The organism is Kineococcus aridisoli, assembly GCF_050871885.1.
Lineage (GTDB): Bacteria > Actinomycetota > Actinomycetes > Actinomycetales > Kineococcaceae > Kineococcus.
Window position 1 is genome coordinate 21,541 of the sequence record NZ_JBJLSF010000005.1, and the last position, 26,644, is coordinate 48,184.

At 75.3% G+C, this 26,644-nt stretch carries 25 protein-coding genes and 1 pseudogene; 10 read left to right on the forward strand and 16 right to left on the reverse strand.

Going from position 1 to position 26,644, the window contains the following annotated elements; all coding sequences use genetic code 11:
- Positions 1-13: 13 nt before the first annotated feature.
- Complete coding sequence (locus tag ACRYM2_RS02600) at positions 14-838, reverse strand: ABC transporter permease (RefSeq protein ID WP_432519639.1); 825 nt, start codon at positions 836-838, stop codon at positions 14-16.
- On the reverse strand, positions 835-1,782 hold the full coding sequence (locus ACRYM2_RS02605; RefSeq protein ID WP_432519640.1) for an ATP-binding cassette domain-containing protein: 948 nt from the start codon (positions 1,780-1,782) through the stop codon (positions 835-837). Before ACRYM2_RS02605 ends, ACRYM2_RS02600 begins: the two co-directional genes overlap by 4 nt.
- A gap of 216 nt (positions 1,783-1,998) precedes the next feature.
- Between ACRYM2_RS02605 and ACRYM2_RS02610 the strand changes: the two genes are divergently transcribed.
- Positions 1,999-2,184, forward strand: coding sequence for a hypothetical protein (locus ACRYM2_RS02610; RefSeq protein ID WP_432519641.1), 186 nt, complete (start codon positions 1,999-2,001; stop codon positions 2,182-2,184).
- On the opposite strand, the gene ACRYM2_RS02615 is transcribed toward ACRYM2_RS02610, so the two are convergent.
- The 4 genes from ACRYM2_RS02615 to ACRYM2_RS02630 form a co-directional block, all read right to left on the reverse strand.
- Positions 2,144-2,680 (reverse strand): hypothetical protein, encoded by a 537-nt coding sequence (locus ACRYM2_RS02615; protein ID WP_432519642.1) that lies wholly within the window; start codon positions 2,678-2,680, stop codon positions 2,144-2,146. The two genes, ACRYM2_RS02610 and ACRYM2_RS02615, sit on opposite strands and share 41 nt — an antisense overlap.
- 576 nt (positions 2,681-3,256) lie before the next feature.
- Positions 3,257-4,177, reverse strand: a complete 921-nt coding sequence (ypfJ, locus tag ACRYM2_RS02620; RefSeq protein WP_432519644.1) for a KPN_02809 family neutral zinc metallopeptidase — start codon at positions 4,175-4,177, stop codon at positions 3,257-3,259.
- 74 nt (positions 4,178-4,251) lie between these two features.
- On the reverse strand, positions 4,252-4,935 hold the full coding sequence (locus ACRYM2_RS02625) for a response regulator (protein WP_432519646.1): 684 nt from the start codon (positions 4,933-4,935) through the stop codon (positions 4,252-4,254).
- Positions 4,932-6,209, reverse strand: a complete 1,278-nt coding sequence (locus ACRYM2_RS02630) for a sensor histidine kinase (protein ID WP_432519648.1) — start codon at positions 6,207-6,209, stop codon at positions 4,932-4,934. Before ACRYM2_RS02630 ends, ACRYM2_RS02625 begins: the two co-directional genes overlap by 4 nt.
- A gap of 140 nt (positions 6,210-6,349) precedes the next feature.
- Here ACRYM2_RS02630 and ACRYM2_RS02635 point away from each other — a divergent pair, with 140 nt between their 5' ends.
- The gene (locus tag ACRYM2_RS02635) at positions 6,350-7,336 is read left to right on the forward strand and encodes a CPBP family intramembrane glutamic endopeptidase (protein ID WP_432519650.1); all 987 of its coding nucleotides are present in this window, start codon (positions 6,350-6,352) and stop codon (positions 7,334-7,336) included.
- Positions 7,337-7,357: 21 nt separating this feature from the next.
- Here the strand turns inward: ACRYM2_RS02635 and ACRYM2_RS02640 are convergent, their stop codons facing one another.
- Both ACRYM2_RS02640 and ACRYM2_RS02645 read right to left on the reverse strand, forming a co-directional pair.
- Positions 7,358-8,038 (reverse strand): PIG-L deacetylase family protein, encoded by a 681-nt coding sequence (locus ACRYM2_RS02640; RefSeq protein WP_432519652.1) that lies wholly within the window; start codon positions 8,036-8,038, stop codon positions 7,358-7,360.
- A 9-nt stretch (positions 8,039-8,047) separates the two neighbouring features.
- On the reverse strand, positions 8,048-9,271 hold the full coding sequence (locus ACRYM2_RS02645) for an MFS transporter (protein ID WP_432519654.1): 1,224 nt from the start codon (positions 9,269-9,271) through the stop codon (positions 8,048-8,050).
- 29 nt (positions 9,272-9,300) lie between these two features.
- On the opposite strand from ACRYM2_RS02645, the gene ACRYM2_RS02650 reads away from it, so the two are divergent.
- On the forward strand, positions 9,301-10,149 hold the full coding sequence (locus ACRYM2_RS02650) for a DeoR/GlpR family DNA-binding transcription regulator (RefSeq protein ID WP_432519656.1): 849 nt from the start codon (positions 9,301-9,303) through the stop codon (positions 10,147-10,149).
- Here ACRYM2_RS02650 and ACRYM2_RS02655 read toward each other — a convergent pair.
- Positions 10,107-11,906, reverse strand: coding sequence for a bifunctional metallophosphatase/5'-nucleotidase (locus ACRYM2_RS02655; RefSeq protein ID WP_432519658.1), 1,800 nt, complete (start codon positions 11,904-11,906; stop codon positions 10,107-10,109). The genes ACRYM2_RS02650 and ACRYM2_RS02655 overlap by 43 nt on opposite strands.
- A 244-nt stretch (positions 11,907-12,150) precedes the next feature.
- On the opposite strand from ACRYM2_RS02655, the gene ACRYM2_RS02660 reads away from it, so the two are divergent.
- Positions 12,151-14,739, forward strand: coding sequence for an ExeM/NucH family extracellular endonuclease (locus ACRYM2_RS02660; protein ID WP_432519660.1), 2,589 nt, complete (start codon positions 12,151-12,153; stop codon positions 14,737-14,739).
- A 142-nt stretch (positions 14,740-14,881) separates the two neighbouring features.
- Here the strand turns inward: ACRYM2_RS02660 and ACRYM2_RS02665 are convergent, their stop codons facing one another.
- Positions 14,882-16,162: a DUF3500 domain-containing protein gene (locus tag ACRYM2_RS02665; RefSeq protein WP_432519662.1), complete on the reverse strand. Its 1,281-nt coding sequence runs from the start codon at positions 16,160-16,162 to the stop codon at positions 14,882-14,884.
- A gap of 112 nt (positions 16,163-16,274) precedes the next feature.
- On the opposite strand from ACRYM2_RS02665, the gene ACRYM2_RS02670 reads away from it, so the two are divergent.
- Entirely contained in the window at positions 16,275-16,853 is a 579-nt protein-coding gene (locus tag ACRYM2_RS02670; RefSeq protein WP_432519664.1) for a GNAT family N-acetyltransferase, read from the forward strand.
- 51 nt (positions 16,854-16,904) lie between these two features.
- Entirely contained in the window at positions 16,905-17,423 is a 519-nt protein-coding gene (locus tag ACRYM2_RS02675; RefSeq protein WP_432519752.1) for a phosphotransferase, read from the forward strand.
- Positions 17,424-17,690: 267 nt separating this feature from the next.
- On the opposite strand, the gene ACRYM2_RS02680 is transcribed toward ACRYM2_RS02675, so the two are convergent.
- Entirely contained in the window at positions 17,691-18,530 is an 840-nt protein-coding gene (locus ACRYM2_RS02680) for an alpha/beta fold hydrolase (RefSeq protein WP_432519666.1), read from the reverse strand.
- 90 nt (positions 18,531-18,620) lie between these two features.
- Between ACRYM2_RS02680 and ACRYM2_RS02685 the strand changes: the two genes are divergently transcribed.
- Both ACRYM2_RS02685 and ACRYM2_RS02690 read left to right on the forward strand, forming a co-directional pair.
- Complete coding sequence (locus tag ACRYM2_RS02685; RefSeq protein WP_432519668.1) at positions 18,621-19,628, forward strand: helix-turn-helix transcriptional regulator; 1,008 nt, start codon at positions 18,621-18,623, stop codon at positions 19,626-19,628.
- A gap of 866 nt (positions 19,629-20,494) precedes the next feature.
- Positions 20,495-20,821 (forward strand): annotated as a pseudogene (locus tag ACRYM2_RS02690) (dihydrofolate reductase family protein); the annotation flags it as partial.
- A gap of 204 nt (positions 20,822-21,025) precedes the next feature.
- Here ACRYM2_RS02690 and ACRYM2_RS02695 read toward each other — a convergent pair.
- Positions 21,026-21,871: a phosphotransferase gene (locus ACRYM2_RS02695; protein ID WP_432519670.1), complete on the reverse strand. Its 846-nt coding sequence runs from the start codon at positions 21,869-21,871 to the stop codon at positions 21,026-21,028.
- A gap of 181 nt (positions 21,872-22,052) precedes the next feature.
- Here ACRYM2_RS02695 and ACRYM2_RS02700 point away from each other — a divergent pair, with 181 nt between their 5' ends.
- Positions 22,053-22,670, forward strand: coding sequence for a hypothetical protein (locus ACRYM2_RS02700; RefSeq protein ID WP_432519672.1), 618 nt, complete (start codon positions 22,053-22,055; stop codon positions 22,668-22,670).
- A gap of 148 nt (positions 22,671-22,818) precedes the next feature.
- On the opposite strand, the gene ACRYM2_RS02705 is transcribed toward ACRYM2_RS02700, so the two are convergent.
- From ACRYM2_RS02705 to ACRYM2_RS02720, 4 genes are all read right to left on the reverse strand, one after another.
- Positions 22,819-23,181 carry a hypothetical protein gene (locus ACRYM2_RS02705; RefSeq protein ID WP_432519674.1) on the reverse strand — a complete coding sequence of 121 codons (363 nt, stop codon included), beginning with the start codon at positions 23,179-23,181 and terminating at the stop codon, positions 22,819-22,821.
- A 206-nt stretch (positions 23,182-23,387) separates the two neighbouring features.
- Positions 23,388-23,804 (reverse strand): type II toxin-antitoxin system VapC family toxin, encoded by a 417-nt coding sequence (locus ACRYM2_RS02710; protein ID WP_432519676.1) that lies wholly within the window; start codon positions 23,802-23,804, stop codon positions 23,388-23,390.
- 14 nt (positions 23,805-23,818) lie between these two features.
- Positions 23,819-24,280: a type II toxin-antitoxin system Phd/YefM family antitoxin gene (locus ACRYM2_RS02715; protein WP_432519677.1), complete on the reverse strand. Its 462-nt coding sequence runs from the start codon at positions 24,278-24,280 to the stop codon at positions 23,819-23,821.
- A 233-nt stretch (positions 24,281-24,513) separates the two neighbouring features.
- Complete coding sequence (locus ACRYM2_RS02720) at positions 24,514-25,023, reverse strand: putative immunity protein (RefSeq protein ID WP_432519680.1); 510 nt, start codon at positions 25,021-25,023, stop codon at positions 24,514-24,516.
- Positions 25,024-25,494: 471 nt separating this feature from the next.
- Between ACRYM2_RS02720 and ACRYM2_RS02725 the strand changes: the two genes are divergently transcribed.
- On the forward strand, positions 25,495-26,277 hold the full coding sequence (locus tag ACRYM2_RS02725; RefSeq protein WP_490055055.1) for a DUF8817 family protein: 783 nt from the start codon (positions 25,495-25,497) through the stop codon (positions 26,275-26,277).
- Positions 26,278-26,644: the final 367 nt, after the last annotated feature.

Consider the following 26,644-nt stretch of genomic DNA (forward strand, 5'->3'; position numbering starts at 1 on the left):
CCCCCGGCGGTGCTCAGGCGCGGCGGTTGTAGGCGCGCAGCGCCAGCGGGACGAACACGAGGAGGAAGAACGCGATCCAGCCGCCGGTCCACGCCAGGTCGCCGGCGACCGGGCCGCCGAGCAGCAGCCCGCGCACGACTTCCACGAGGTGGGTGATCGGGTTGACGCCGACGAACGCCTGCAACCAGCCCGGCATCGTGGAGGAGTCCACGAAGACGTTGCTGCCGAAGCTCAGCGGCAGCACGAGCAGGAACATGACGCCCTGCACCGCACCGGGTGTGCGCACCAGCATGCCCACCAGGACGGAGATCCAGCAGAACGACAGCGCGAACGCGACCGACACCCCGAGCGCCGCGAGGAGTTCCAGCGGGCCGGTCAGCACGCGGAAGCCCATGAGCCAGGCGAAACCCGTGAGGGAGCAGAAGAGGACCAGGTAGCGGGCGAGGTCGGCCAGCACCGCCCCGACCAGCGGCGCCGAGCGCGCGATGGGCAGCGAGCGGAACCGGTCGAAGACCCCCTTGGTGATGTCGTCGTTGAGGTTCGTGCCCAGCGACACCCCGGCCAGCGCGATCGACTGGCCGAGCAGGCCGGGCACGAGGAACTGCAGGTACGCGCCGCGGTCCCCGGCGGCGATGGCACCGCCGAAGATGTAGGTGAACATCACCAGGAAGATGGCCGGCTGGACCGTCACGTCGATGAGGGCCTCCGGCGTGCGGGCGGTCTTGACGAGGCTGCGCCCGGCGAGCGCGAGCGCGTGGCGCAGCGCGCGCAGCGGGCCGCCGGTGCGCGCGGCCGGGACCGGTGCGGCGGTGGCGGGCAGTTCGGTGAGGGTGCTCATGCGGGGACCTCCTCGCGGGACGGCTGGGTGAGGCTGGCGAAGACCTCGTCGAGGGTCGGCAGGTGCAGCGAGAACTCGCTCACCGCGACACCGGCGTCGGCCAGGCCGCGGACGGCGGCGCCCATCGCGGCCTCGTCGGCGACCGGGACCGACGCCCCGCCCCCGGCCAGCGGCACCGGTTCCTCACCGCTGATCCTGGCCAGCAACCGTGCGACGGCGGGTGCGTCGGCGGCGTCGGCGGGGACGACGCGCAGGGTGCGCCCGCCCGCCTGCCGCTTGAGCCCGACGGGGGTGTCGTGGGCGATGACCCGCCCGTGGTCGATGACGGTGATCTCGTCGGCGAGCTGGTCGGCCTCCTCCAGGTACTGCGTGGTCAGCAGCACGGTGGACCCCTCGGCGACCAGCGAGCGCACGACGTCCCACGTGGCGTCCCGCCTGGCCGGGTCCAGCCCGGTCGTGGGCTCGTCGAGGAAGACGACGGCGGGGCGGCCGACGAGGGAGGCGGCCAGGTCCAGGCGGCGGCGCATGCCGCCGGAGTAGGTGCCCGCCCGCCGGGAGGCGGCGGAGGTCAGCTCGAAGCGCTCCAGCAGCTGCTCGGCGCGGCGCCGGGCGTCGCGGCGGGAGAGGTCGAGCAGCGTGCCGATGAGCACGAGGTTCTGCATCCCGGTGAGGTCCTCGTCGACGGAGGCGTACTGGCCGGTGAGCCCGATGGTGCGCCGCACCCGCGCCGCGTCGCGGACGACGTCGAGGCCGCCGATGCGGGCGGTGCCGGCGTCGGGGCGCAGCAGGGTCGCCAGGATGCGCACGGCCGTCGTCTTGCCGGCGCCGTTGGGGCCGAGCACGCCGAGGACGCGGCCCTGCGCCACGCGCAGGCTGACGCCGTCGAGGGCCCGGGTCTCGCCGAAGCGCTTGCGCAGCCCGTCGGCGTCGATCGCGTAGGTCATGCCCGCACCGTCGCGGTCGCCGCTGGCACGGGGCTGCCACCGCGCTGGCACGCGCTGGCACGCGCCGGCACGCGCCGGCGTTCACCCGTCCGGTGCGCGCGCGGCGGGCGGCGGTGATCGCCGCGCTACGATGGACCGTCCCCGCTCGAGGTCCGACTCGCGGGGGCGCCCCTCCTCCCGGTCGCGTGGAGGAGCCCTGCGGACCCAGAGGACCCGATGGACGAGCTCAGCCTGCTCCAGGCCAGCCACACCTACGACGTGGACGTCGCCGTGCTGCACTCCCTGGTCGGCCGCCGCGCCCTGCCCGAGCCCACCTGGGACGGCGGGCGCCTGGGCTGGGGCGCCGAGGACGCCCGGGACGTCAGGGCCTCGCTGCGCCGGATCGGCCTGCAGCGCTCCTGAGCAGCGCGGGCGGGCGCGGGTTGGCCGCTCCCGGCCCCCGTGTCGCCGCCCGCGCGGCGGCCAGCACCAGCGCCGGGTGCAGCAGCTCCAGCGGTGAGCCCACCAGGTGGTACGTGCGCCCCAGGGTGCGCGCGGCGCGGACGTCGCCGTGCGCCGCGAGGCGGTCCACCGTGCGGGCCCACCGGCTCAGCACCCGCTGCGCCGGGCCGGGCCGCCCCTGCGTGGTGGGCAGGCGCAGGTCCTCGCCCGTGGCGATCGCCCACGGCAGGTCGGCCACCCGCGCGGGCCGGCGCTGCCGGCGCCGGGTGGTGCGCGCGTCGAGCGGGTCGGCCCGCAGCGCCTCGCGCAGCAGCACGGCCTGGCGGGCGGCGACAGCGATGCCCTGCCCGTAGACGGGGTTGAAGGCGCACAGGGCGTCGCCGACCACGAGCAGCCCCGCCGGCCAGCCGGGCACCCGCTCGTACGCGCGGCGCACGTCGGCGGTCTGCCGGTGCACGGCGACCTCCCCGCGCGGCCCCCACCGCCGCCACGAGCCAGTCGCCGTCCTCGACGGGCAGCACCAGCGCCCCCGCGGCGAGGACGGGGTCGCGAGCAGGACCAGCCGTGCCGCCGCCGTCCCCGCGGTAGCGGCGCGTGGCGCACCCGGTGCGGGCGTCGACCCGGGAGACCGCGGCGGGCGGCAGACCCGGCCGCGCCGGCCGCTGCGGCAGCCGCGAGGAGCGCCCGGAGGCCTCGACGACGACCTCGCCCCCCACGTCGCCGCCGGCCGTGCGCACGCTCCACGCACCCCGCTCCCGCTCCAGGCCCGTCACGGGCGCGCCCTCGTGCAGGCGGACACCGGCCACGGAGGTCCTCGCGCAGGCCGGGCAGCAGCTCCTGCGCCGCGAGCAGCCCCGCGTGCAGGAGCACGTGCGCCTGCCGGCCCTGCGGGACGCCGTCGCGGGGGAGCGGGCGCGGCGGCAGCCGGTCGGCCTCGACGAGGTGCACCTCCCGCCCGGCCGCGGCCGCCGCCGCCAGCAGGCCGGCGAAGCTCGCGCCGACGACCACGACGGGCCCCGCCGGGTCCGACGGGTCAGCCGAGGTCGGCCACCGAGAAGGTGTCGCAGCGCGCGGGGTCGCCGCTCTCGTAGCCGGTGGTGAACCACTGCCGCCGCTGCGCGGAGGTGCCGTGCGTGTACGAGCCCGGGTCGGTGGTGCCGTCGCCGAGGTGGGTCTGGATGAAGTCGTCGCCGATGCGGCCCGCGGTGTCCAGGGCGCGCTCGACGTCCTCGTCGGTGATGTCGCTGATGAGCGGGGCGCCGGAGTCGTCGGGCACCGTCGTCGCGTGGTGCGCCCAGGTGCCCGCGTAGCAGTCCGCCTGCAGCTCCAGGCGGACGCTGCCGCTGTCGGGTCCGCTGACCCCGGCCTGCACGGCGTCGGAGGTGCCCAGCAGGTGCTGCACGTGGTGGCCGTACTCGTGCGCCAGGACGTAGGCGTCGACGAAGGTGCCGCCCTCGGCGCCGAAGCGGGTGCGCAGCTCGTCGAAGAACGACAGGTCGATGTAGACCTGCTGGTCGGCGGGGCAGTAGAACGGCCCCGTGCCGGAGGTGCCGGTGCCGCAGCCCGTCGGGGTCGAGCCGGCGAAGAAGACGGTGTCGGCGGGGGCGTAGCGCGGACCCAGCAGCCCGCTCCAGTAGTCCTGCACGGACTCCACGTCGGCGACGACGGCGCACTCGGCGCGGGCGTTGGCGTCGGCGCCGGTGCGGCAGGAGGCCGCGAGCTCGCCGGTGCCCGCGGTCTGCCCCTGGCCCAGGCCGTCGAGGACGGGACCCAGCTGCACCGCCGGCCCCGGCCCGCCCGCGCCGCCCCCGCCGCCCAGCACCTGCAGCAGCAGCACCACGAGGACGCCCACGATCCCGAGCCCGCCGCCGCCCACGGCGATCGCCCGGCCCCCACCGCCGCGCCGGTCCTGCACGTTGCCGGTGTCCAGGCTCGCGTCGTCCCGGTACCTCATGACCACCCCTCCGTCGCGGGCGCCGTCCGCCCTCCGCGCCCAGCGTGGCGGCAGTCCGGCCGCCCCGCTCGTCGTCAGCCGGGCGCGCCGGGCAGCAGGCCCGCGTCGTGGACGGCGAGCGCGACCTGCACCCGGTTGCCCACGCCCAGGCCCGCCATCACCCGTGTCGCGTGCGCCTTCACCGTGGCCGTGCCGACGCCCAGCTCGGCGGCGATCTCGGCGTTGGACAGACCGCGGCCGATCGCGAGCGCGACCTGGTGCTCGCGCGGGCTCAGCGACTGCAGCGCCTGCGCCGCGAGCGTGCCGCGCGAGGGGGCGGGCGGCAGCTGCGCCGCGACGCGGGCCATCAACCGCCGCGTCACCTCGGGGGAGAGCACCGGCTCCCCGGCCGCGGCGCGGCGCACCGCCGCGACGAGGTCGGCGGGCGGGGTGTCCTTGAGCAGGAACCCGCTCGCGCCGGCGCGCACCGCCGCCAGCACCGAGGCGTCGTCGCCGAAGGTCGTCAGCACCACGACCCGGGCGGCCGTCCCGGCGGTGATGCGGGTGGTGGCCTCCACGCCGTCGCAGCGGGGCATCCGCAGGTCCACGAGCACCACGTCGGGCCGCAGCTCGCAGGTGCGCTGCACGGCCTCCTCCCCGTCCACGGCCTCGCCGACCAGCTCGACGTCCGGCAGCGCGCCGAAGACCATCGTGAGCGCGCTGCGCACCAGCGGGTCGTCGTCGGCCAGCAGCAGGCGCACGGGTGCCGCCGCGCTCACGCGGGCACCCGGCCCGGCCACGGCACGCGCGCGCTCAGGCGGAACCCGTCGGGCAGGCGCTCGTGCTCCAGGCGGCCGCCGGCGAGGGCGACCCGCTCACCCAGGCCCACCAGGCCGAAACCCGCCCCCGGCACGCCCGGGCCGCCCGGGGACCCGGAACCTCCGGAACCCCCGGCGGGGGCGCTCCCGGGTGCGGCGCGGTCGGTGACCGTCACCACGACCTCGCCACCGGCCGCCCCCTCGACCACGACGTCGGCCCGGTGGCCGGGGGCGTGCTTGCGGATGTTCGTCAGCCCCTCCTGCACGATGCGGTACACGGTGCGCTGCACGGCCTCCGGCGCCGCGTCCGGATCCTCGACGCGGAGGGCGAGCCGGGCGTCGACGCCGAGCGCGGCGCTGTCGGCCACCAGGTCGGGCAGGTGCTCCAGCCGCGGCTGCGGCCGCCCGCCGGCACCGGTCACCTCGTCCGCGCGCAGCACGCCGAGGATCTCGCGCAGGTCCTCCAGCGCCGCGTGCGAACTGCTGCGGATCGTCTCGGCCGCGGCGGCGACCGCTTCCGGCGGGGAGTCCGGCCGGAAGGCCAGCGCCCCCGCGTGCAGGCTGACCGCGGAGATGCGGTGGGCGAGCACGTCGTGCATCTCCCGCGCGATCCGGGCGCGTTCCAGCACCCGGGCCTGCTCGGCGCGCCACTCCTGCTCCGCGCGCAGCCGGTCGGCGGTGCGGCGCAACGACTCCAGCAGCTCGCGGCGGGTCCGGGCGTAGGTGCCCCAGCCCACGACGGGTGCGGCGAGCAGCAGCACGACGAGGACCTCCGCCCACCACGGCCAGCGCACCGCGGGGTCGGGGAAGAGGCGCGCGTAGACCAGCGAGGCCGCCGCCAGCACGGCGGTGGCGATCGCGACCGCGCGCCAGCTGCGCCGGGCGGCCACCGAGAACAGCGCGACCAGGGACGCGGCGAGCACGCTCGCCGACACGACGGTGCTCACGGCCAGCACCGAGGCCACCGGCAGCGGCCACCGCCGCCGCAGCACCAGCAGCGGCGTCAGCAGCAGGCCCAGCAGGAGGTCGGCGAACACCACCGCGTCCGGGCGCACCCGCGCGCCGAGCGCCCCGTCCAGCTCCGCGCCCACGAGCGCCAGCCCCGCCCCCAGGCACAGCAGCACCAGCGCGAGGTCCCCGAGCAGGCGCAGCGCGGTGCGCCCCCACGACCGCGGCGCCCGCGGCGACGGGTCGGGCGGGGCAGGAGCGGGCGGAGCGGCGACGGGCACGGGCACGGGCCCACGGTAGGGCGGTGGCGCCGGCCCGGCGTCCACCCTCCGGCGCCCGCCACCGGGCCGGCTTCGACCTAGGTCGAAGCCGACCCGCACCCGCACGGCGGACGCGTCGCGGCCGGTGCGGACAGCACGCTGGAGCCGTGACCACGAGCACCACCGACCACCCCACCGACCACCCCACCGACCAGCCCGGGCACCGTCCCGCGCACCGTCCCGCCGACCGCCCGTACACCGCGCTGCTGCGCGACGACCGGCACCGCTGGTGGCGGCCGCTGGTCGGCCTCGCCGCGGCGGCCGGCGGCCTGCTGGTGCTGCTCGTGGTGCTCCTCGCCGGCACCGTCGTGGCCGTCCTCGCCGCCGCCGCCCTCGGCCGCGGGGAGGTCCCCGAGGTCGACGACGCGCAGTTCGACGTGGCGCTGACGAGCACCTGGTGGGGGTGGCTGCTGACGAACCTGCTGCTGGCCACGGGCATCCCGCTGGCCGCCCTGGCGGTGCTCGCCGGGCACCGGCGCCGGCCGGGGACGCTGTCCTCGACCGCCGGGCGCTTCCGCTGGCGCCGCACCGGTGCCGCGGCGCTGGCGGCGCTGGTCGTCCTCGGGGCGCTCGTCGCGCTCGGGTACGCCGTCGACCCCGTCGCGCCGCCGGCGGACCCGGTCGCCCGCGAGGTCGTGCTGCTGCTGCTCGTCGTGCTGCTGACGACACCGCTGCAGGCGGCCGGCGAGGAGTACGTCTTCCGCGGCTGGCTGAGCCAGGCGGTGGGGTCGTGGTCCGCCCGCCCCGTGGTGGGTGCCGTCGTCGCCGCGGTGGTCTCGGCGGCGCTGTTCGGCCTGGCCCACGGCGGCCAGGACGCCTGGCTGCTCACCGACCGCGTCGTCTTCGGCCTCGTCGCCTCCTGGCTGGTGTGGCGCACCGGTGGGCTGGAGGCCGCCGTCGCGGTGCACGCGGTGAACAACCTCGTCATCCTCGTGCCGGCCGTCCTCACCGGGACGCTGGCGCAGGCGTCGCTGGCCACGAGCGCCCCGCCGTGGGTGGTGCTCAGCGGGATCGCCGGCCTGCTCCTCGTCGCGGCGGTCGTGCACCGCACCGCACCGCCGCGCACCGGTGGGCACCGGTCCCCGCGCCGCTGAGCCCTCCGGCCGGGGCGCCGCTCAGCCGAGCCCGTGCCAGCGGCTCTCGTCGCTGGCCCGGCGCAGCGCGAACACGTCCGGCACGGACAGCTGGCCGATCCCGTACCGGCCGGCGGCCGGGTCGGTGCGCGCGTACTCGTCGCACGCCGCGAGGTAGCGCCGGCCCGGGGCGCGCTCGCTGGTCAGCGCGGGACGCTCCCGCTCCAGCGCCCACTCGTCGGGCTTGACGTAGAAGCGCACGTCACCGCCGGTGCCGGGGGCCAGGTCGCGCAGCGCGGCACCGAGGGCGGCGTGGTCGCGGTGGCCGTCGCTCCAGCTCGTGGTGCGGAAGGCGCCCGCGGGGAACAACCCCGTCCACGTGCCCACGACGCTGCGGGCCAGCGCCGGGGTGAGCGCCCCGTCGACGCAGTGCCCGAGGAACACCTGCTCCTGCGGCACGCCCAGGGCCGCGCACGCTGCGAGGAACTCCCGGTCGCGGGCGGCGGAGAACTCCGCGACCGACAACCCGGTGAGTTCCCGGGCCGCGGAGGCGCGCCCGTCGGTGACGAGGACCACCACGACGTGGCGGCCCTCGGCGACCGCCCGCTCGATCGCCGGGCCCGTGGTGAGGGTCTCGTCGTCGGCGTGCGGGGAGAAGAACACCACCGGCTCGTCCACGCCCTCCGGAGCCGCCATCGACTGCGTGCGCACGGTGATCGCCATGCCGGGACGCTAGCGCGCGGCCGGTGGCGCCCCGGCGGCCGCCGGGCGCAGGGCGTGCGCGACGAGCGCGGCGAGCAGTCCGGCGGCGACGGGCACGAGCAGGGCGGTCCGCAGGTCCGTCAGGTCCGACAGCGCGCCCACCGCCGGGGAGGTGAGCAGGAAGCCGATCCGCATCAGCCAGCCCAGCAGGGCGATGCCCGTGCCCTCCGGCAGCCCCGGGACGCGGCCGGCGGCCGCGAACGCGGCCGGCACCAGGGTGGCGCAGCCGAACCCGGCGAGGGCGAACCCGGCGAACGCCGGGGCGGGCGCGGGGGAAGTCACGACGAGCGCCGCGCCCGCGGCGACGACGAGCCCGCCGGCGCGGGCCACGGCCGCGCGGCCCCACCGGTCGGTCATCGGGTCGCCGAGCAGCCGTCCGGCGAACTGGGCGAGCAGCGCGGCGCTGAGGACCAGCCCCGCGACCGCCTCCGGGGCACCGGTCCGCGTGCGCACGAACAGCACCGCCCAGTTGCCGACCACGTCCTCGACCAGCGTGCCGCAGATCGCGAGCACCACCAGCGGCAGCAGCGCCCGCCAGGCGTGCCGGCGCGCACCGGTGCGCAGCGGCGCGGCGGGGGTCCGCTCGTGCTGCTCGTCCGCGCGCAGGGCGGCCCGGACGTCGGCGGGGACCACGGCCAGGCGGCACGCGAGGACCGCGACGAGCACCCAGGCGGCGCCGTTGACGAGCATCTGCACCCCCGGGTCCACGTGCGCGGCGGCCGCCGCGGCGCCGAGGGCTCCGCCGGTGGCCGCGCCGGCGGACCAGGCGGCGTGGAAGGAGTTCACGGCGGAGCGGCCGTGCCACTGCTCGACCAGCACCCCCTGCACGTTCTGCGCCGCGTCGACGACCGCGTCGAGGGCTCCGGCCACCGCCAGGGCGAGCGCGAACAGCCACACCTCGCGGCTGCCGCCGGCCACCGCGAGCGCCGCCGCGAGCGCCGCCGACCCGACCACGGTCGCGCGCAGCGCGCCGAAGCGGCGGACGACCCGTCCGGCGAGGGGTGCCGCCAGCAGGGCGCCGGCGGCGAAGGCGACGACCAGCACCCCGAACCCGCTGTCGCCGAGCCCGAACAGCGCCTTGAACTCGGGGTAGCGCGGCAGCAGGGCGCTGAAGAGGACGCCGTTGGTGAAGAACACCAGGGCCACGCCGGCGCGGGCGCGGCGGGGGGAGGACGGGGCGGGGGTTCGGAGCACGCCGGGAACGTAGGTGGTTGGATGATCACGTGCAACGATCAGAACGGCACCGGGCGATCGTCCAGGCGGTCTCCTCCGGCGCCACCGTGACCGTCGACGCGCTGTGCGCGCTCACCGGGGCCTCGCCGATCACCGTCCGCCGCGACCTGACCGAGCTCGCCGAGCACGGCTCGGTGCGCCGGGTGCGCGGCGGCGCCACCCGCGCCGACGCGCGCGGCACGCTGATGCCCTTCTCGGTGCGCTTCGAGACCGACCGCGAGCGCAAGGACGCGCTCGCAGCCGTCGTCGCCGGCCTCGTCGCTGACCACGAGTCGCTCGTCCTCGACAACGGCACCACCTGCTACGCGGTCGCCCGGCACCTCGTCGGCCGCCCGCTGACCGCGCTGGCCCTGTCGCTGCACTCCGCGGCGGCGCTCGCCGCCCGCCCCGGGGTCAGGACCGTCGTGCCCGGGGGCCCGGTCGAGACCGACACCCTCGCCTTCACCGGCAGCGCCGCCCTGGCCGCGCTCGCCGACGTCAGCTGCGACGTCGCCGTCCTCGGCGCCTGCGCCGCCCTGCCGGGCACCGGGCTGACCTCCACCACCTACGAGGACGCCCAGGTCAAGCGCGCCTGCCTGCGCGCGGCGCGGCGGCGCGTGCTGGTCACCACCGCCGACAAGCTCGTCCGGACCTCCACCTTCCGCTTCGGCGGCGTCGGCGACCTCACCCACCTCGTCACCACCGACGACGTCCCGGACAGCGTCCTCGCCCCCTTCCGCGCCGAGGGCGTCCAGGTGCACGCGGTCGCCGCGCCCGCCCGGTCCGGGGACCGGGCGGGCGCGGCAGGCTGGTCCGCTCAGGAGACGGCCGTGATGCGGCCCTCACCGCCCACGGGGTAGTCCGCGGCGCTCACCCGGCCGGCCAGGTCGCCGGTGAGGTACGTCGCCAGCGCCTGCTGGTAGGTCACCGGCAGCACGGTGAAGGCGACGCCGTCGAAGGGGTAGCCGTCCCCGCCGCGCAGCATGAAGTCGATCGTCGCCACCGACAGGGTCTGCACCGCACCGGTGGGCACCCCGCCGCGGACGAGGACCGTGCCGTCGTCCAGGACCAGGTCGACGACGCGCGAGCCGGCCGGCCGGGCCGGGTCGTAGCGCACGCGGTAGCCGGCCGCCTGCGCGAAGGACCCGGCCGGCTGCAGCACCCCGCCGGTGACCTGCGCGGACAGGCCGTGCTCGACGCCGGCGAGGAAGGTCTCCACCGGCATCGCCGGGGCGACGCCGACGAAGTTGGCGAAGGGCAGCACCGTGTAGGTGTCCAGGGCGCTGATCTCCCCGGCGGGCAGCACGGAGGCGTTGCGGATGCCGCCGCCGTTCTGCAGCGCCACGACCGGCGCGCTCACCCCGGCGGCGGCGGCCTCGCGGCGCCCGGCGGCCAGCAGGGCGTCGGTGGCGAGGTCGCCCAGGTTCGTCTCGCGGCTGCGCACGTCGTTGCGCACGCCGTTCAGCGGCACCTCCGAGCGGGCCAGGACCCGCTGGGCGAGGGAGGAGACGTACTGCTGCACCGGCTGCACGACCTGCTGGTGCACCTGGGCGTCGGGCTGCACGGCGTCCGGGCCCTGCGCGAGCACGGGCAGCGGCCGCGAGGCGGCCTCGTCGACGGCGAGGAGGTCGCCGCGCTCGTCGAAGGTCACCACGAGCCGGCCGACGTAGGTGTGCAGCGCGTTGGTCGTCACGACGGGCACGACCCGCCCGTCGGCGTCGGTCGGGGTCAGCGGGTAGCGCCCGTAGGGGGTCACGCCGTTGGCGACGAGCGGGTCACCGGGGTCGGCGAGCAGTTCGTGCCCGCCGCCACCGACGATCACGTCGACGCCGCGCAGCTGCCCGGCCAGGGCCACCTCGTTGTCGATGTCCTGCAGGTGCGAGACGAGGACCACCTTGTCGACGCCGGCGGCGGCGTAGGCGGCGGCCTGGGCGTTGGCGATGCGCGCCAGGTCCGGGTCGACGGTGACGCCGCGCGAGCTGCTCAGGCGCGGCAGCTCGGGGGTGGTCAGGCCGATGACGCCGATGCGCTCGCCCTTCACCCGCTGCACGTGGGTGCGCACGATCGTGCCGTCGCGGACCTCGGCGAGCAGCCGCGGCTCGGCCTCGAAGCCGAGGTTGCCCGCGACGAAGGCCGTGCCCGGGGAGACGTCGCCCAGCCACCGGGCGAGGAAGTCGGGGTTCTGGTCGAAGTCGTGGTTGCCGAAGATCGAGACGTCGAAACCGGCGGCGCTGAACGCCGTCGCGTCGTAGACCGGGCGCCCGGAACCCTCGCTGGCCGCCAGCTGCGGGCCGGGCAGGAAGTTGTCGCCGGCGGAGACGGTCAGCACGCCCCGCTTGCCGGCCTGGCCGGGACCGGGGGCGCCGGTGACGGCCGCGCGCTGCTCGCGCTGGAGGAGCTCCACGAAGCGGTCCACCCCGCCGTAGGTGCTGCCGTCCGTGCCCGTGACGGGCAGCAGGGAGGACTCCAGGTCGTTGGCGTGCAGGATCGTCAGGGTGAAGTCGGCCTTGGGCGCCTTCGGCGGCTTCGGGGCGGCGACGGCGGTCGCGGGGGCCGCGACGAGGGTGGAGGCCAGGACGAGGGCGAGCGCGGCGCGGCGCGCTGGTGCGGGGGACATGTCTCTCCGGGGGACGCTGGTGCGGTGCGGGCCGGATCCTCGCACCTGGCAAGGGGTCCGGGGAACCGTTCGCGCGCCGCCGGCCCCTTCCGGACCCGCAGGGCGCGCCCCTCGTGAGCGACCGCTCACCGCGCCACCCGGACGTCACCTGAAGTTAACCCGGGAGCGACCCCGGGCGGTGCTGAGCACCCCCTGAGCCGGGTTACCTTCTGAGCACTCCCCGTGCCCGTCCGGAAGGACCCCCATGCCCAGCCGTTCCCGCGCGGCGCGCCTGACCGGTGGCTGCGTCGCCCTCGGCGTCGCCGGTGCCGCGTTCACCGCGCTCGGACTGCCCGCCTCCGCCGCACCCACCGCGCCGTTCGTCTCGGAGATCCACTACGACAACGCCGGCACCGACACCGGCGAGTTCGTCGAGGTCCAGCTCCCCGCGGGCACCAGCTCCGCCGGGCTGTCGATCGTCCTCTACAACGGCGGCAACGGCGCCAGCTACGACACCGACCCGCTGCCGGCCGTCACCGCACCCGCCGACGCGCCCGCCGTGGCCGTCGTCGACTACCCCGCGAACGGCGTCCAGAACGGTTCCCCGGACGGCGTCGCGCTCGTGCGCGGCACCGAGGTGCTCGAGTTCCTCTCCTACGAGGGCGTGTTCACCGCGACGAACGGTCCCGCCGCGGGACGGACCAGCACCGACATCGGCGTCGCCGAGCAGGGCACCGAGCCCGCCGGTCAGTCCCTGTCGCGCACCGTCGCCGCCGACGGCGCCCTCACCTGGTCCGGCCCCGCCCCCGCCACCCGCGGCGCGGTCAACGCCCCGGCCGCCACCCCCGAGCCCTCCCTGCCCGGCGAGGTCGTCGAGATCGGCGCCGTGCAGGGCACCGGTGCGACGACCCCGCTCGCCGGTCGGCAGGTCACCGTCACCGGCGTCGTCGTCGGTGACACCCCGGGCCTGTCCGGGTTCTACCTGCAGGACCCCGACGGCGACGGCGACCCCGCCACCTCCGACGGCGTCTTCGTCTCCAGCGCCGTGGCCGTGGACCTCGGCGACACCGTCACCGTGACCGGCCGGGCCGAGGAGCGCTTCGAGCAGACGCAGGTCTCCGCCTCCTCCGTGACGGTCACCGCCGAGGGCACCGCAGCCGACCTGCCCGCGCCCGCCGTGCTGGACCTGCCCGCGGACGACGCCGCCCGCGAGCGCCTGGAGGGCATGCGCGTCGCCCCCGCCGACCGCCTCACCGTCAGCGAGGTCTACGACCTCACCACCTACGGCGAGCTGACCCTGTCCGAGGGCGGCGTGCTCGTGCAGCCCACCGAGCTGGCCCGCCCCGGCGCCGGTGCGCAGGCGATCGCCGAGCAGAACGCCCTGCGCAGCATCGTCCTCGACGACGCCGTCAGCGCCCGCGTCAGCGTCACCACCCGCCCGTACCTGAGCCCCGCCACGCCCGTGCGCGTGGGCGACGAGCTGACCTTCACCGAGCCGCTGGTGCTCGGCTACGGCTTCGACGCCTGGCGGTTGCAGCCGGCCGACGGCAGCGCCGACGGCGTCTTCGCCCCGCAGGACACCCGCCCGCGGGCCCCCGAGGCCGTCGGCGGCGACGTGCAGGTCGGCGCGTTCAACGTGCTGAACTACTTCCTCACCTTCGACCAGAACGTCGGGCGCGGCGCCACGAGCCAGGCCGAGCTCGAGCAGCAGGCCGGCAAGATCGTGCCCGCGATCCGCGCGCTGGGCGCCGACGTGGTCACCCTCATGGAGATCGAGGACACCGACTCCACCGGCCTGACCCCGGGGAACGCGAACACCGCCCTGGCGGACCTGGTGCGGCGGTTGAACACCGCCGCCGGGTTCGAGGAGTGGGCGTACGTGCCGATGCCGGACGAGCTGTACGCGGTGGACCGCGACGTCATCCGCAACGCGATCGTCTACAAGCAGGACGTCGTGCAGCCGGTCGGCGAGCCCGTCGGCCTGGTCGACGAGAGCGTGTGGTCCAACGCCCGCGAGCCGATCGCGCAGACGTTCGTCAAGGACGGCGACGCGTTCACCGTGGTGGCCAACCACTTCAAGTCCAAGGGCGGCACCGGGACCGGCGACAACGCCGACACCGGCCAGGGCTCCTTCAACGGCGACCGCGTCCGGCAGGCCCGCTCGCTGGCCGGGTTCCTGGCGGACCTGCGCACGAGCACCGGCGACGCCGACGTGGTGGCCCTGGGCGACTTCAACGCCTACACGCAGGAGGACCCGATCGAGGTCCTGCGCACCGACGCGGGCCTGGTCGACCTCGGTGAGCGGTTCGACGAGGGCCGCTACAGCTACGTCTTCGACGCGCTGTCCGGTTCCCTGGACCACGCCCTGGCCAGCGCGGAGCTGACCGCCAAGGTCACCGACGCGACCCACTGGAACATCAACTCGGTGGAGTCCTTCGCCTACCAGTACACCGGCGACGATGCGCTGTACGCGCCGAACCCGTACCGCTCCAGCGACCACGACCCGATCGTCCTCGGCATCGACCTCGACGAGCGCTGCCAGGGCCTGGTGCCCACGATCCGCGGCACCGAGGGCAACGACGTGCTCAAGGGCACCAACGGCCGCGACGTGATCATGGGTCTGGGCGGGAACGACGTCATCACCGGCGGCAACGGGGACGACGTGGTCTGCGGCGGCGCCGGGGACGACACCCTCTCCGGCGGCAACGGCGACGACGTGCTCGTCGGCGGCTTCGGCGACGACCGCCTGGCCGGCGACAACGGTGCAGACGTGCTGATCGGCGGCCCGGGCACCGACGCCCTCGAGCAGGGCCGCGGCAGCGGCCGCGAGCAGCAGGACGGCGCCGAGTCCTGACCTCGGCACCCCACCGGCGAGCGCCCGGAACCCCGCGGGGTCCCGGGCGCTCGTGCGTCCGGCCCTGCCCGCCGGCGACGTCCAGCGGTGGCGGGGTCGTGGTCCTCCCGGCGTGGGGGGTTCCGGTGTGGTCGGGTGGCCGTCACTCGCCCGACGGGGCGCCGCCGGACGGGGCGCCGCCGGACGGGGCGCCGCCGGGTGCTCCGCCGCCGCCCATCCCGGACGCGGCCTGCTGGGTGACGCTGCCGGCGTAGTCGTTCGTCGGGTCGCGGTAGATGGTGTGCACGTGGCCCCAGCCGCTGGTGGTGACGCCGTCGACGTCCGCACCCGCCGACCCGTTCTGCGCCTGGAAGGAGACGTAGACGTCCGGGCCGGAGATGGAGAAGGAGATGCCGTCGCCGGTGCTCATGTCGTAGGTGGTCTCACCGGACCAGGCGATGACCGTGTCGTCGAGCGTGGCCTCGATCTCGGCCAGGGTGGTGGCGGTGCTCTCCGCGTCGGCCATGCCCGCCCAGTTCGCGATGAGCTCCAGCAGCAGCTGCTCCTGCTCGTCGGTCAGCTCCGCGCCGGTCAGCCCGGTGCCGGTGGCGAAGTCGCAGGTGTCGCCGGGCGCGCAGGAGCTGACCTCGCCGGAGGTGAGGGTGGCCTGCTGCTCGGCGGTGAGGCTGTCGAAGAAGGCGAAGGCGTCGGTGTAGATGCCGTCGAAGGGCTGGACCTCGTCGCCGTCGGCGTCGGTGTAGACGGCCGGCTGCACCCCCAGGTGGGTCGGGGCGAAGGTGATCGCGTCGGAGGCGCCGTCGAGGGTGGCGTTGATGCCCAGGTGGTGCCCGCCGAACTGGACCTCGAAGGCCGTGGTGGTGGAGGGGTCGCCGAAGAAGGCGATGTAGTACTGGCCCAGGCTCTCCTCGGTGGAGGAGCTGTTCTCGGCCAGGTACTGATCCCCGCCCATGATGGCGGTGACGGTGGCGTAGGCCTCCTCGCTGAGCAGGGACTGCAGGACGGCCAGGGCGGCGCTCTGCTGCTCGGTGGTGAGGTCGGTGAGGTTCAGGCCGGCGCGCTCCACGAAGGTGACGGGGAAGTTGGACCAGGAGGTGGTCCTGGTCTCGTCGTCGTAGGCGTGCAGCACCGCCTCGCGCTGCTCCTCGCTCAAGGTGGCGAGGAAGGCCTCGGCGGCGGCGGTGGTGTCGCCGATGGTCTGCGCGGTGGTGGTGGCGTCGGTGGTCGAGCTGGCCGCGGCGTCCGTGATCGAGCTGGAGCTGCTCGCCGTCGAGCCGGTCGTCGAGCCGGCCGCCGCGTCGGTGCTCGTGGTGCTGCACCCGGTGAGGGCGAGGCTGCCGGCCAGCAGCACGGCGGCCACCCGGGTGGCGTGGTTCCGCAGCCGTCGTCGCGGTGCGGGGGCGGGGGGCGCGTCGATCTCCGTCATGGCACTCACGATGGACAGGCGTGCTTTGCGGGAGCTGTGAGCAGCCGGTGGGGAGCGGATGCATCGACGGGGCCGGGAGGTGGCGCAGCTCGTCGTGCCCCAGCATCGGGGGATGGTGCGGAGCCACCCGTCGGAGCTGACGATCGACCCCTCGCGAGGCCTGCGCCTGCGCCTGTCCGGCCCCGCCGATGCGGAGACCATCACCGCCTGGCTGAGCCAGGAGCAGGTGCACCGCTGGTGGGGCGGTGCGCCCGTGGCGTTGGAGGAGGTGCGCGCCAAGTACACCGGGGCGCGCCTGCCCGGGGTCGTGGTGCACGTCATCGAGACGGCGGCGGGACCGGTCGGGCTGATCCAGGCGTGGCACGAGCGCGGTCGCTGCGGCCTGGACATGTTCCTCGCCGCCGGCGCGCAGGGTCGGGGACTGGGGCCGGTGGTGGCGCGGGCGCTGGCCGAGGAGTTGACCGCTCGCGGATGGCGGGAGCTGACGGTCGACCCGGCCGTGGACGACGGGCGTGCGGTGCGCGCCTGGCAGCGGGCCGGTTTCGTGCCCACAGGGGAGCGCGGTGTCGACGGAGGGCAGGAGACCGAGGTGATGGTCTTCGCTCCGGTCGCTGCGACCGCTCCCGGAGCGGTGGACCGACCACCCGCGGTCCTGACCGACGGGGGCGGTGATCGACGTGGGACCCCGTGACGGCAGCGGTGCCCGGAGCGATCCGGTGCTGCCCCAGCTGCCCCGGCCCCGCTGGGCCGCCACGTCGATCGCCTCGCTGACCTGGTGCGGGCCTGCGACGAGTTCCTCGCCTCCCGCGAGGACGTGCCGCTCGCCCTGCAGCACGGGGACGTCTGCCCGGAGAACGTGCTGGTCGACGAGGACTGCCGGCTCACGGCCGTCCTGGACCGGGGCTTCCTGACCGTGCTGGCCGACCCCGTGCTGGAGATGGCGCTGACGTCGGGCTTCTTCGACATGTACGGCCCGCACGCGCTGCGCACCGACCAGCGCCTGACGGACCTCTTCGTCGAGGCCTTCGGCGCCCAGCGCGAGGACGTGCTGCGCTTCAAGGCGGTGTACGCCCTGATCGGGGCCAACGCCTGCAGCGGCACCGCTGACGGGCACTTCCAGTGGTGTGCGGCGGTGCTGGAGCGTCCTGATGTGCGCGCCGCTGTCCTGGGGCAGCTCGAGCGCACCCGCTCGACCGCCGAACGCGTCCTGACCGACTGCGCCGGGAGCGTCCTCGTCATGGGGCGTGTCGGCTGCTGCTGACGAGGATCGGCGCTTGGAGATCGTGGCTGGAGATCGTGGCGGCGAGTCAGCGGGTCGGGGTGCTCAGCGAGGGGTCGAGGTGAGGGGTCGGATCGGGTGTCCGGCGGGCTGTGCTGAGACGCGCTGGAGCCGGGAACGCCGCTGCCCGGCGTCGGCGTGCAGAGGGTGGTCGATCCGCTGCGCGTCCCCGGGCCTCACCTCCAGCCGCCTCGAGCGGCCTCTCGCCGAGAGGCGACTGCCGGATCGATCACCACGACGGCCGCCGGGCTACCGAGCTCGGCGGCCGTCGTGCGTCCCGGACGGCTCAGCGCCGCGCTGAACGCCATGAGCGCGCGTCCTGCGCGCGGAGCAACCGGGTGCGGGCGCCTGGCAGCCGACCGACGCCAGCACCTCGGCGAGTTCCACCGGTCGGCTCACCATCGGCCAGTGCCACGTCGGCAGCTCGACGTACGTCCAGTCGCCGTCGACCATGTGCGCGAGCACCGGCGCGCAGGGCGCCATCTGCCGCAGTCGCTCGAGGCTGAAGCTGCACAGCACACCCGTCCGCGGCAGGCGCTCCCAGGCGCCCGTGAGCACGACCGGTTGGGTGGCGGTGCGCCAAGGCTGCGGCTGCGAGCCTTCGACGAGCGCAGCCACGGCGTCGTCGTCGACATCGGGCGCCTCGGCGGCGATCAGGGCCCAGGGCGGCGGTGGCAGCTTCCAGCCCTCGCCGCCTGTCACGACGAGGTCCTCGTTGGCCGCCCGCGCGTCGGGTCCCTCGAAGTCGGCCTGCGCCGTGCCGTCCGGCAGGGGACCGGAGTCGATGTAGACCAGGCGGGCCACGCGCTCCGGCGCGCGGTCTGCCGCACCGGTCGTCACCAGGGCGCCGTAGCTGTGGCCGACGAGCACGACGTCGTGCAGGTCGTGCTGCTCGAGCAGGTGCACGACGTCGTCGACGTGGGTGGTCAGGTCGGTCTGCGGCGAGGCCAGGTGCGCGCGCTCGCCCATGCCGGACAGGTCGACGGCGTGCACGACGTGGCCGCGTGCGCTCAGCGAGTCCGCGACGGTGCGCCAGATCGAGGCGCCGAGCCAGAAGCCGGGGACGAGGACATAGGTGGTGGTGCCCATGACCGTGACGTTAGGGTGGTTTATGGACAATTCCCGCCCGGTATCCGGACTGGACATCGCCGTTGCTCCCGGACAGCCCCGAGGACGGGCGTGAGCAGCCCCACCGCGCGCGTGCTGGCGATGCTGGAGCTGCTCCAGGCGGGTGGGCAGCGCACCGTCGGCGATCTCGCGGTGCGGCTCGGGGTCGACGAGCGGACCGTCCGGCGCTACGCCGAGCACCTCGCCGACCTCGGGATCCCGGTCCAGGCGCAGCGGGGCAGGTACGGCGGCTACCGGCTCTCCCCGGGGTACAAGCTGCCGCCGCTGATGCTCACCGACGACGAGGCCGTCGCCGTCGTGCTGGGTCTGCGGGCCGCGGAACGCGCGGGGCTGGCCACCACCGACCACTCGGCGACGGCGAGCGCGCTGGCCAAGGTGTCGCGCGTGCTGCCGCGGTCCCTGAGCCAGCGGCTCGACAGCCTGGTGTCGAGCGCACGCTTCACGACTCCGGCGCGCGCCGGCTCTCCCGCCGGCGCCGACACGCTGCTCGACCTGGCCTGGGCAGCGCAGGCGCGGCGCACCGTCGTGATCGCCTACACCGCCTGGGACGGGCAGGAGTCGCAGCGTGAGCTCGACCTCTACGGCCTGGTCTTCCACGGCGGCCGGTGGTACGCCACCGGGCACGACCACGGCCGTGATGACGTGCGGACGTTCCGCCTGGACCGCATCGCCTCGGTCAGGCAGGGCGACGGCTCCTGCGACGGCTCCTACGTCGTGCCCGCCGACTTCGACGCGACGGTGCAGGTCGTGTCCGGCATCGCGGCGGTCGGGTGGTCGCACGAGGTCGCCGTCGTGCTGCGGACCACCCTCGCGGCAGCGAGCGAGCGCCTGCCCCCGAGCGTGGGACGGCTGAGCGAGCACCCCGACGGCGTGCTCCTGCAGACGCGCGTCGAGCACCTCGCCGGCATGGCCCGCATGCTGGCAGGGCTCGGTTGGGACTTCGAGGTGATCACCCCCGACGCCCTGCGCGAGGAGGTCCTCGCCCTGTCCGATCGCCTCCGGGCCAGTGCGGTGCGCGGCGCCGTCGTCGGCACCACGGCTGGTCCGCGGAGGTCGTGAGCGACACCACCCGCCCGGTGACCCTGCAGCTGTCCTACGCCGGCGGCGGCCCTGGACGCGCCTGCACGGCGCCTTGACCGGACGCGCCCGCAGCCACGACCGCGCACGGCCGCGCACAGCGCCAGCGAGGTGCCTCAGTGCAGCAGCAGGACGTTCCGCTGCGGGGTCCTCCACCAGGGTCACCTCCACCGTGCTGCGCTGCCCGGCGACCGGTGCACCCCCACGGGCACGTCCGAGCGGCGCCCGCTGCGCCGGCCGGTGACGGTGAGCACCGCCACCGGCCGGCGCCGACCCAGCGGGCCGGGAGCCAGGCGGCGCACCACGGGGTCGGCGATGCGGTCGATGAGCCGCTGGGGTGGGCGTCGGTCCTGCAGGGCGGGGCTCGCAGGTGCTCCTGATCGGCGTCGACGTCGCTGCTGGTGGCGCGGCGCGCGCGGACCTCGGGCGAGGAGGCCAGCAGCACCTCCTCCTGCGTGCAGCGCCCGGGACGTGCGGTGAGCATCGCGTGCTGCACACCGGCCACCGTGGGCTCGCCCGTGCCGGCGGTGCTTCGCCGGTGGAGGCTCGGCAGCCCTCGGCCACGGAGGCGGAGGTGTCGCGGTAGCCCATGCCTCTTCCTGCCGCGCTGCGCTGACAGGTCGGGCATCGGCACAGGCGGGGAGTCGCCGACCACGAGCGCGCCCGCAGGGCACCCCGAGCGGGCGTCGTTCGCCCGGTTCGGCAGCGGTGCTGCCGCCGACGACTCCCTCGACGCCTCGAAGTCACCTGCGCAGGACTGCCCGGAGCGGAGGAGAGCAGCGTGGGCAGGTCGGTCGTGCACGGCTCGGTGTCGGTGTCGGTGGACGGCTTCATCGCCGACGAGCACGACGACCCCGGGCCGCCACGTCTTCGACACGACCGGCGGCTGGGACGGCGAGCCCTCGAGCGGGGTCGAGCACGTGGTCGTCGTGACGCACCGGCCCACGCCCGAGGGCCGGGACCCCGCGGCGCCGTCCTCCTTCGCCGGCGACGTCGGTGGGCAGGTGCTCGCCGCGGGTCTGGTCGACGAGGTGCGCATGGACGTCGTGCCTGTCGTGTCCGGGTCCGGCAAGCGCTGCTTCGGGTAGGTGCCCGCGCAGCACCTGCTGGAGGGGCCGGACGTGGTGGTCCAGGGTGAGCGGGCGCTGCACCTGCGCTACCGGGTGCACCGTTGATCGGCTGGGGCGGGCGCGCGGGGGAGCCCACGGCCAACGGCGCCGCCGCCGCAGACGCGGCGGAAGCCCGCCGAGGTTCTGCACGACGATCCGCCGTTGCGGCGCAGGACGTCGCTCATCGACGGGGTGAGCGGATGGGGCGAGCAGTCGGACGGCTCGCCGTGGACACGGCGACGGCGAGCGCGGAGCCGACGTGCAGCGCGCTCAGCCGGTGGCGCCGTGGCGATCGAGCATCACCCGCAGCTGGCTCAGCCACTGAGCTGCCAGCGCCCGCCCGCCCGGGAGCCGGTCGTCGCGGTCCCAGCGCCATGTGGTGATCATCGCCAGCACGAGCATCCGGCACGCGCGCAGCACGTCGGGGTCGGCGCCCGGGTAGTGCTCGGCCACGTCCTCGGGCGCGTGGGCGAGGTCGAACTCGACCGGCCCGCGGCAGCACGTCTCGAGGTCGATGAACAACGGCCCCTGCTGCGTCGCGAGGAGGTTCCCCGGGTGCGGCTCGCCGTGCAGCAGCTGCTCCGCGCCGGCGCCCCGGGTGATCGCCGGGCTCAGGTCCTGCACCGCGCGGCGCAGGACCTCCCGGTCCGCACCGGCAAGCGCTGGGGTGCGCTCGCGGCTGGCGAGGAGCTCTCGGGCCTGCTGGATCCGCTCGGTGACGTGTGGTGCCGGGACGTCGAGCCCGCCCATGCCGGCGTGCAGCCGCGCCAGCGCCTCGGCGTAGGCGGCGGGTGCGGTGCTGCGGCCCGGCAGGGGCTCGTAGTAGGTCCACAGCGTGAGCGCGAAGCCGTCGCGCTCGTAGACGCGCGGCTCGACCCGGGGATCGAGACGGGCTACCGGGCTCGCGCGCTCGGCGAGCCGTCGGGCGATGTCGACCTCGAACGGCGCGACGTGATCTGTGTCCAGCGCCACCCGCGCCACGGCGTCGCAGGGGCGCAGGCGCACCGCGAGCTTGTTGGAGACGTTGAGCAGGACGGCGTCGTCGACGGCGAGGCCGAGCGACGAAGCGATCGCTGCGGCCGCGCTCACCGCACGCGGAACCTCGAACGCCTGCACCGTCGGCCTCCTGCTCGGCTGCGCCCCGGACCTCCCGGGGCTCGGACCCGTACGACCGTACTCAGCCGACGAGACGAACGTCCGCTCTTCGACGTGTGAAGACGGTCGCCGACGTCCACGACAGCGCCACGACCCGGAACGGACTGGACGACCACCCCGCTGCTCGGCCAGCGTGACGGGTGTGTCCCGTGCCCTGTGCGTCATCGCCCGAGCCGCCACGGTCGCGGTGCGCCTGGCCCCGGGCCGGGGCGATCGCCGCCTGTTCCTCCCCTGGGCCGCCCAGGTGCCGCTGGCGGCCGAGTTCGACTCCCTGACCTTCTGGATGGCCGACGACTACGCCGCCCGCCCGCAGTCGGCCGGGCTGGCGCCGGCGCTGGCGGCACCCGGCTGGAACCGGCTCAGCAGCGTCGATCCTGAGCTGTCGGGGCGGCAGGTGGTCCCCACCACGCTGGATCAGGTGCCCGCCGGGCGGATGTCCCTCGAACCGGCGCTGCTGAAGCTGGTGCAGGCACCGGCCGGTGTGGGGGAGGTGGCGGACTTCCGCCGCGCGGCGCTGGCCGGCGGCGCGATGCGCGGTTGCAGGTGCAGTACTGCCGGCAACTGCTGGAGCTGGACCACGAGCACCGCTTCGTGGTCTGCGAGGGCCGGGTGCTCACCGGCAGCGCGTACCGGTGTGGGCTTCGGGGCCGTACAGCTGCGATCCGGTGGCGTTCGCGGAGGCGGTGGAGCACGCCAACACCGCGAGAGTGGAGCGGTGGGCCACGACGAGGCGGGCGGGTACGTCGAGTTCGGAACCTGACCGCCGCCCCGCGCGACGCCCGCGCTGCGGCATGGCGTGGATGGACCCGAGACCGGAGGCGCATCGGGCGACTCGGGGTGGGGAGGCTGCTCGGAGACGTCGGCGATCGAGACGGCGTGTTCACCGCTCGAGGTGCCCACGCACCCGACTACTGCCGGCCCCACACCCAGAACAGCGACAGCGCGGCGGACAGGACGAGCTGGGGGACGCCCACCAGCACCGCTGTCACCCGGACGTCGGCGCGTTGCGCCCACGCGATCCCCGCTGCCAACGGCACGGGCAGCAGCCCGGCAGCAGCCATCGCTGACAGCGTGGACCACGGCGCTGCGCCTGGATCGAAGACGGACCACATCACCGCGTGCACGAGCAGCGGCAGGGTGAGCACGACCAGGACGAGCCCGCCGGCGGCCGCGCCCACCATCGACGCCTTGGCCACCGACGCCGTGGCCACCGACGCCGTGGCCACGACACCGGTCCCGTCACCTGCGGTCCCGTCGGTCGACGCGGTCATGACCCTCCGATCGTGGGGACGACCCGTCGATCCTGGCAGGAGCACCGGTGCGCAGACGGGTGATCACCCCGAGGTCCACCGGCCTGCACGATGATCTCCACGCGCACGGCCATCGCCGGAACGGACGTCGTCGGTGGAGCGACCGCGCGGACGGCGGGGTGACTGCGCGTTCCGCCATGAGCACGCGATCGCCGGTGCCTGGTCTCCTACGGTGCGGTGACGGTCAACGGGGTGACGGCGATGAGGCCGGACACGTCCTGGAAGTCGCTCAGGTCGTTGGTCACCAGTTCGAGGTCGAAGGCGTGCGCGGTCGCGGCGAGGTAGGCCTCGACGACCTGGATGCGGAGCTGCTTCCTCGTCCCGCCGGCCGCCAAGATGGTCGCAGCCACTTGTCCGTAGGCGTCCACGACGGTGTCGTCCACGGGGAGGGCGCTCGGCCACAGGCGCCGCGCGGTGGTGAAGTCGGTGAGGCGCTGCTGCTGAGTCGGCCCGGAGGCCACGGCGATGCCGAAACGGAGTTCTGCGAACGTCATCTGCGAGACGTAGGTGGGCTGGTCCGGGTCGATGCTGAACGTCGCTCCGTTCGGAGCGCGCAGGACGTCGATCAGGGCATTGGTGTCCAAGAGGTATCCAGCGGTCACTGCTGGTTGAGCCTCTCCTGGGCGATCTGCTGGGCGAGGTCGCCCAGTCGTGGACCACGAGGGGCGACCTGGTGGCCGTGGGCGGTCGCCCGCTCGCGGACGGCGTGGGCGTCCGTCGCGGAGTTCGAGTCGTCGGGCTGGCGTGGCTGGACGGCCTCGGTGTCCGGCTCGTCGTCGCGCCCCGCGTAGGGATCACGTGCGAGCGGGTCCAACGTCGCGGCCACCTGACGTTCGAGTTCGGAGTGGTCGAACGGGCCGGCGGCGGAGTTGAGGCTGGCGGCGGCGCTGAGGGGGACGCCGCTGAAGGCGCGCAGGCGGTCGGGGACGGGTGCGATGGGCGTGATGCGGGCGACAGGTCGGCCGTGGTTGGTGATCGTGTAGCCCTCGCCCGCGTCTTCCACCTCTCGCAGGATGCGCGCGTACTCGTTGCGCAGTTCGCGGGCGGTGATGGTCTTCACGCCAGTGAACTGTAGCCATTTCTGGCTACGCTGGCCAGGTCCTGAGCGCGAGTCCTTCGGGGGGCGCTGTCGTCGTACCGAGGTCATCGGTGCGTAGCGGTCGATGTGAGCTCGGCCGGGCCGCACCACCCTCCTCCGGTGACGCAGATTGCGATCTCGTGCCTCTCGATGGGCCGCGAAGCCACCAGCCGCCAGCGACAGCGCGCACGACGCGGGATGAGCGCCAGGTCTCGTCAGTCGTCGAAGACGGACCAGCAGATCGCGTTGCGCCTGGCCTGGTCCTCGAGCACCAGGGCCCAGATGCGCTCCGGGAGCTGCTCGCGCTGCCAGTCGCGCTCAAGCCGTCCGGTGGTGGGACCGGCCGTGCCTGCTGCCCGTGCCGCCTTGATCGCGTAGGCGGCGGCGCCGAGGTCGTGCTCGGGCACGTGAGGCACGCACGCGGCTTGGCCCGCGGCGCAGGCGGCGCAGCGGGCAGCCCCCCGCAGCGGGCGGGCCGCTCCCATCGCGTGCCCACCGCGAGCTCGGGCGTCCATCATCCGCACGCTGCCGCCGGCCCAGGCGCGTGCTGCCTCGATGGCCTCGCGTGGGCGGGTGTCCGAGGGGTGTTCGGCCTCGAAGAGGTGCAGCACGTGTTCAGCGCAGTCAGCGGCCCACAGGGCGAGGAGCCGGTGGTCCTCGTCGGTGAGTTCTCCGCCGCGGCGGATCGTGACCAGTCGCGGGTCGCGGACCTTCGGGAGGATCACGTGACCAGCGTGCCAGCAGCAGGGGCAGCCGGGGACGATCTTCCGGTACCGCCAGCGGCCATCGCCAGGACCGTGACGTCCGTGACCGTGACGTCCGTGACCGTGGAGGCCAGGCGGCACGGGCAAGCCGCTGACGGCTCCAGCGGTGCTTCCAGCCCTGGTGGTGTCCGTCGCCCCGGCAGCACGACCGGCCCGTGCGCGTCACCTGGTGCGGGGTCCGCGCGCTCCGCGGAGGCCGGCGGAGTCCAGCGGTGAGGAGCCGGAGGAGCGGGGAGTACCACCACCAAGACGGCTGTGACTGTCACCGATGTCCTGATGCGGAACTGTCACCGATGTCCTGCGACGTGACACGCGCGCCGGCAGCCATCTGCTGCTCGTCGGCTGCGGCGCGCAGGCAGCCCGCGAGGAGCGTGACGATCTCGCGCAGGTCGTCAAGAGCGCGAAGCCGGCGCCGTGAGCGGGCGATCGGTCGTGGACGAGGGCAGGTGCGAGGGGTCAGGCTGGAGCGGTGAGCGGACCCATCCGGTGCTGCCCTGTCCCGACCTGGACGAGGCGATCGCCTTCTGCGGTGCTCTGGGCTTCCGCCGCACCTACCGCCAGGTGCGCCCCAACCCCCACGCCGTGGTGGCGCGCGAGGACATGACGGTCCACCTGTGCGGGATCGACAGCTTCGACCCCGCCTCGTCGGTGAGCAGCGTGATCGTCGTGGTGCCCGATGCGCACGACCTGTACGCGGACTTCGTCGACCGCCTCCGCCGGCACTGCGGCCGCCTGCCCTCGGCAGGCGTGCCGCGAGTGCTGCGCCCTCGCCGCAAGCAGGGCACGACCACGGGGTCCACGGTCGTGGACGTCGGTGGCAACTGGTTGCGCTTCTACGGCAGCGCAGACGTCGAGGAGGACGACGTCGACGAGGCCGGTGGGCCCGGTGACGATGGTGAGGCCGGTGATCGGCCCCGCAGCCGGGGCCTGGCACGGGTGCTGGAGGTCGTGGCCCGCCAGGGTGACGCGCGCGGTGACCACGCGCGGGCCCTGGAGGTCCTGGAGCGCGGGGTGCAGCGCCACCCGGGGGGACCGCCGGTCGAGGAGGTTCGAGTGCTGCTGCACCGCGCCGAGCTGCTGGTGCGCACTGGAGAGCTCGATGCAGCGGTGGAGGCGGTGCAGCAGGCCTCGCGCGTGGACCTGAGCGGTGCGCAAGCCGCGGCGGTGGCTCACGACTTCGCGCATGCTCGTGAGGTGCTGCGCGCGGGCTCGTGAGCGGCTGGAGCGCCTGCAGGATCGCAGCCACGTGTCGACGCACCCCTTCACGGGCACCCGCATCGGCACGACCACGAGATCATCGACCACCCACGACCGCGCCCGGATCGCGCCACGACCGTGACGTCGCCCGCAGGGCGGGATGAGCGGACGCACCGCGCGCTGGTCCCTACGGTGGTGACGTGGAGCGACAGCGGTCTCGTGGGTGGTGAGTGGCGGACCGCCTACGACTTGTCGAGGAGCCCGGCCTTCGTCCGGTGGGCAGTCGAGCGTGCGCCTCGATCAGGGGCGTCGTTCTCGCTCTGACCGCGCGCTTGGGCCCGGCGGCCAGTTCCTGGCTGCTGCAGGCTCGGGTGGCGACGCTGTT

Coding starts and splice junctions, on each gene's coding strand:
- ACRYM2_RS02600 (WP_432519639.1), bottom strand. CDS start 838: ATGAGCACCCTCACCGAACTGCCCGCCACCGCCGCACCGGTCCCGGCC.
- ACRYM2_RS02605 (WP_432519640.1), bottom strand. CDS start 1,782: ATGACCTACGCGATCGACGCCGACGGGCTGCGCAAGCGCTTCGGCGAG.
- ACRYM2_RS02610 (WP_432519641.1), top strand. CDS start 1,999: ATGGACGAGCTCAGCCTGCTCCAGGCCAGCCACACCTACGACGTGGAC.
- ypfJ (WP_432519644.1), bottom strand. CDS start 4,177: ATGAGGTACCGGGACGACGCGAGCCTGGACACCGGCAACGTGCAGGAC.
- ACRYM2_RS02640 (WP_432519652.1), bottom strand. CDS start 8,038: ATGGCGATCACCGTGCGCACGCAGTCGATGGCGGCTCCGGAGGGCGTG.
- ACRYM2_RS02655 (WP_432519658.1), bottom strand. CDS start 11,906: ATGTCCCCCGCACCAGCGCGCCGCGCCGCGCTCGCCCTCGTCCTGGCC.
- ACRYM2_RS02660 (WP_432519660.1), top strand. CDS start 12,151: ATGCCCAGCCGTTCCCGCGCGGCGCGCCTGACCGGTGGCTGCGTCGCC.
- ACRYM2_RS02665 (WP_432519662.1), bottom strand. CDS start 16,162: ATGACGGAGATCGACGCGCCCCCCGCCCCCGCACCGCGACGACGGCTG.
- ACRYM2_RS02670 (WP_432519664.1), top strand. CDS start 16,275: ATGGTGCGGAGCCACCCGTCGGAGCTGACGATCGACCCCTCGCGAGGC.
- ACRYM2_RS02680 (WP_432519666.1), bottom strand. CDS start 18,530: ATGGGCACCACCACCTATGTCCTCGTCCCCGGCTTCTGGCTCGGCGCC.
- ACRYM2_RS02705 (WP_432519674.1), bottom strand. CDS start 23,181: ATGACCGCGTCGACCGACGGGACCGCAGGTGACGGGACCGGTGTCGTG.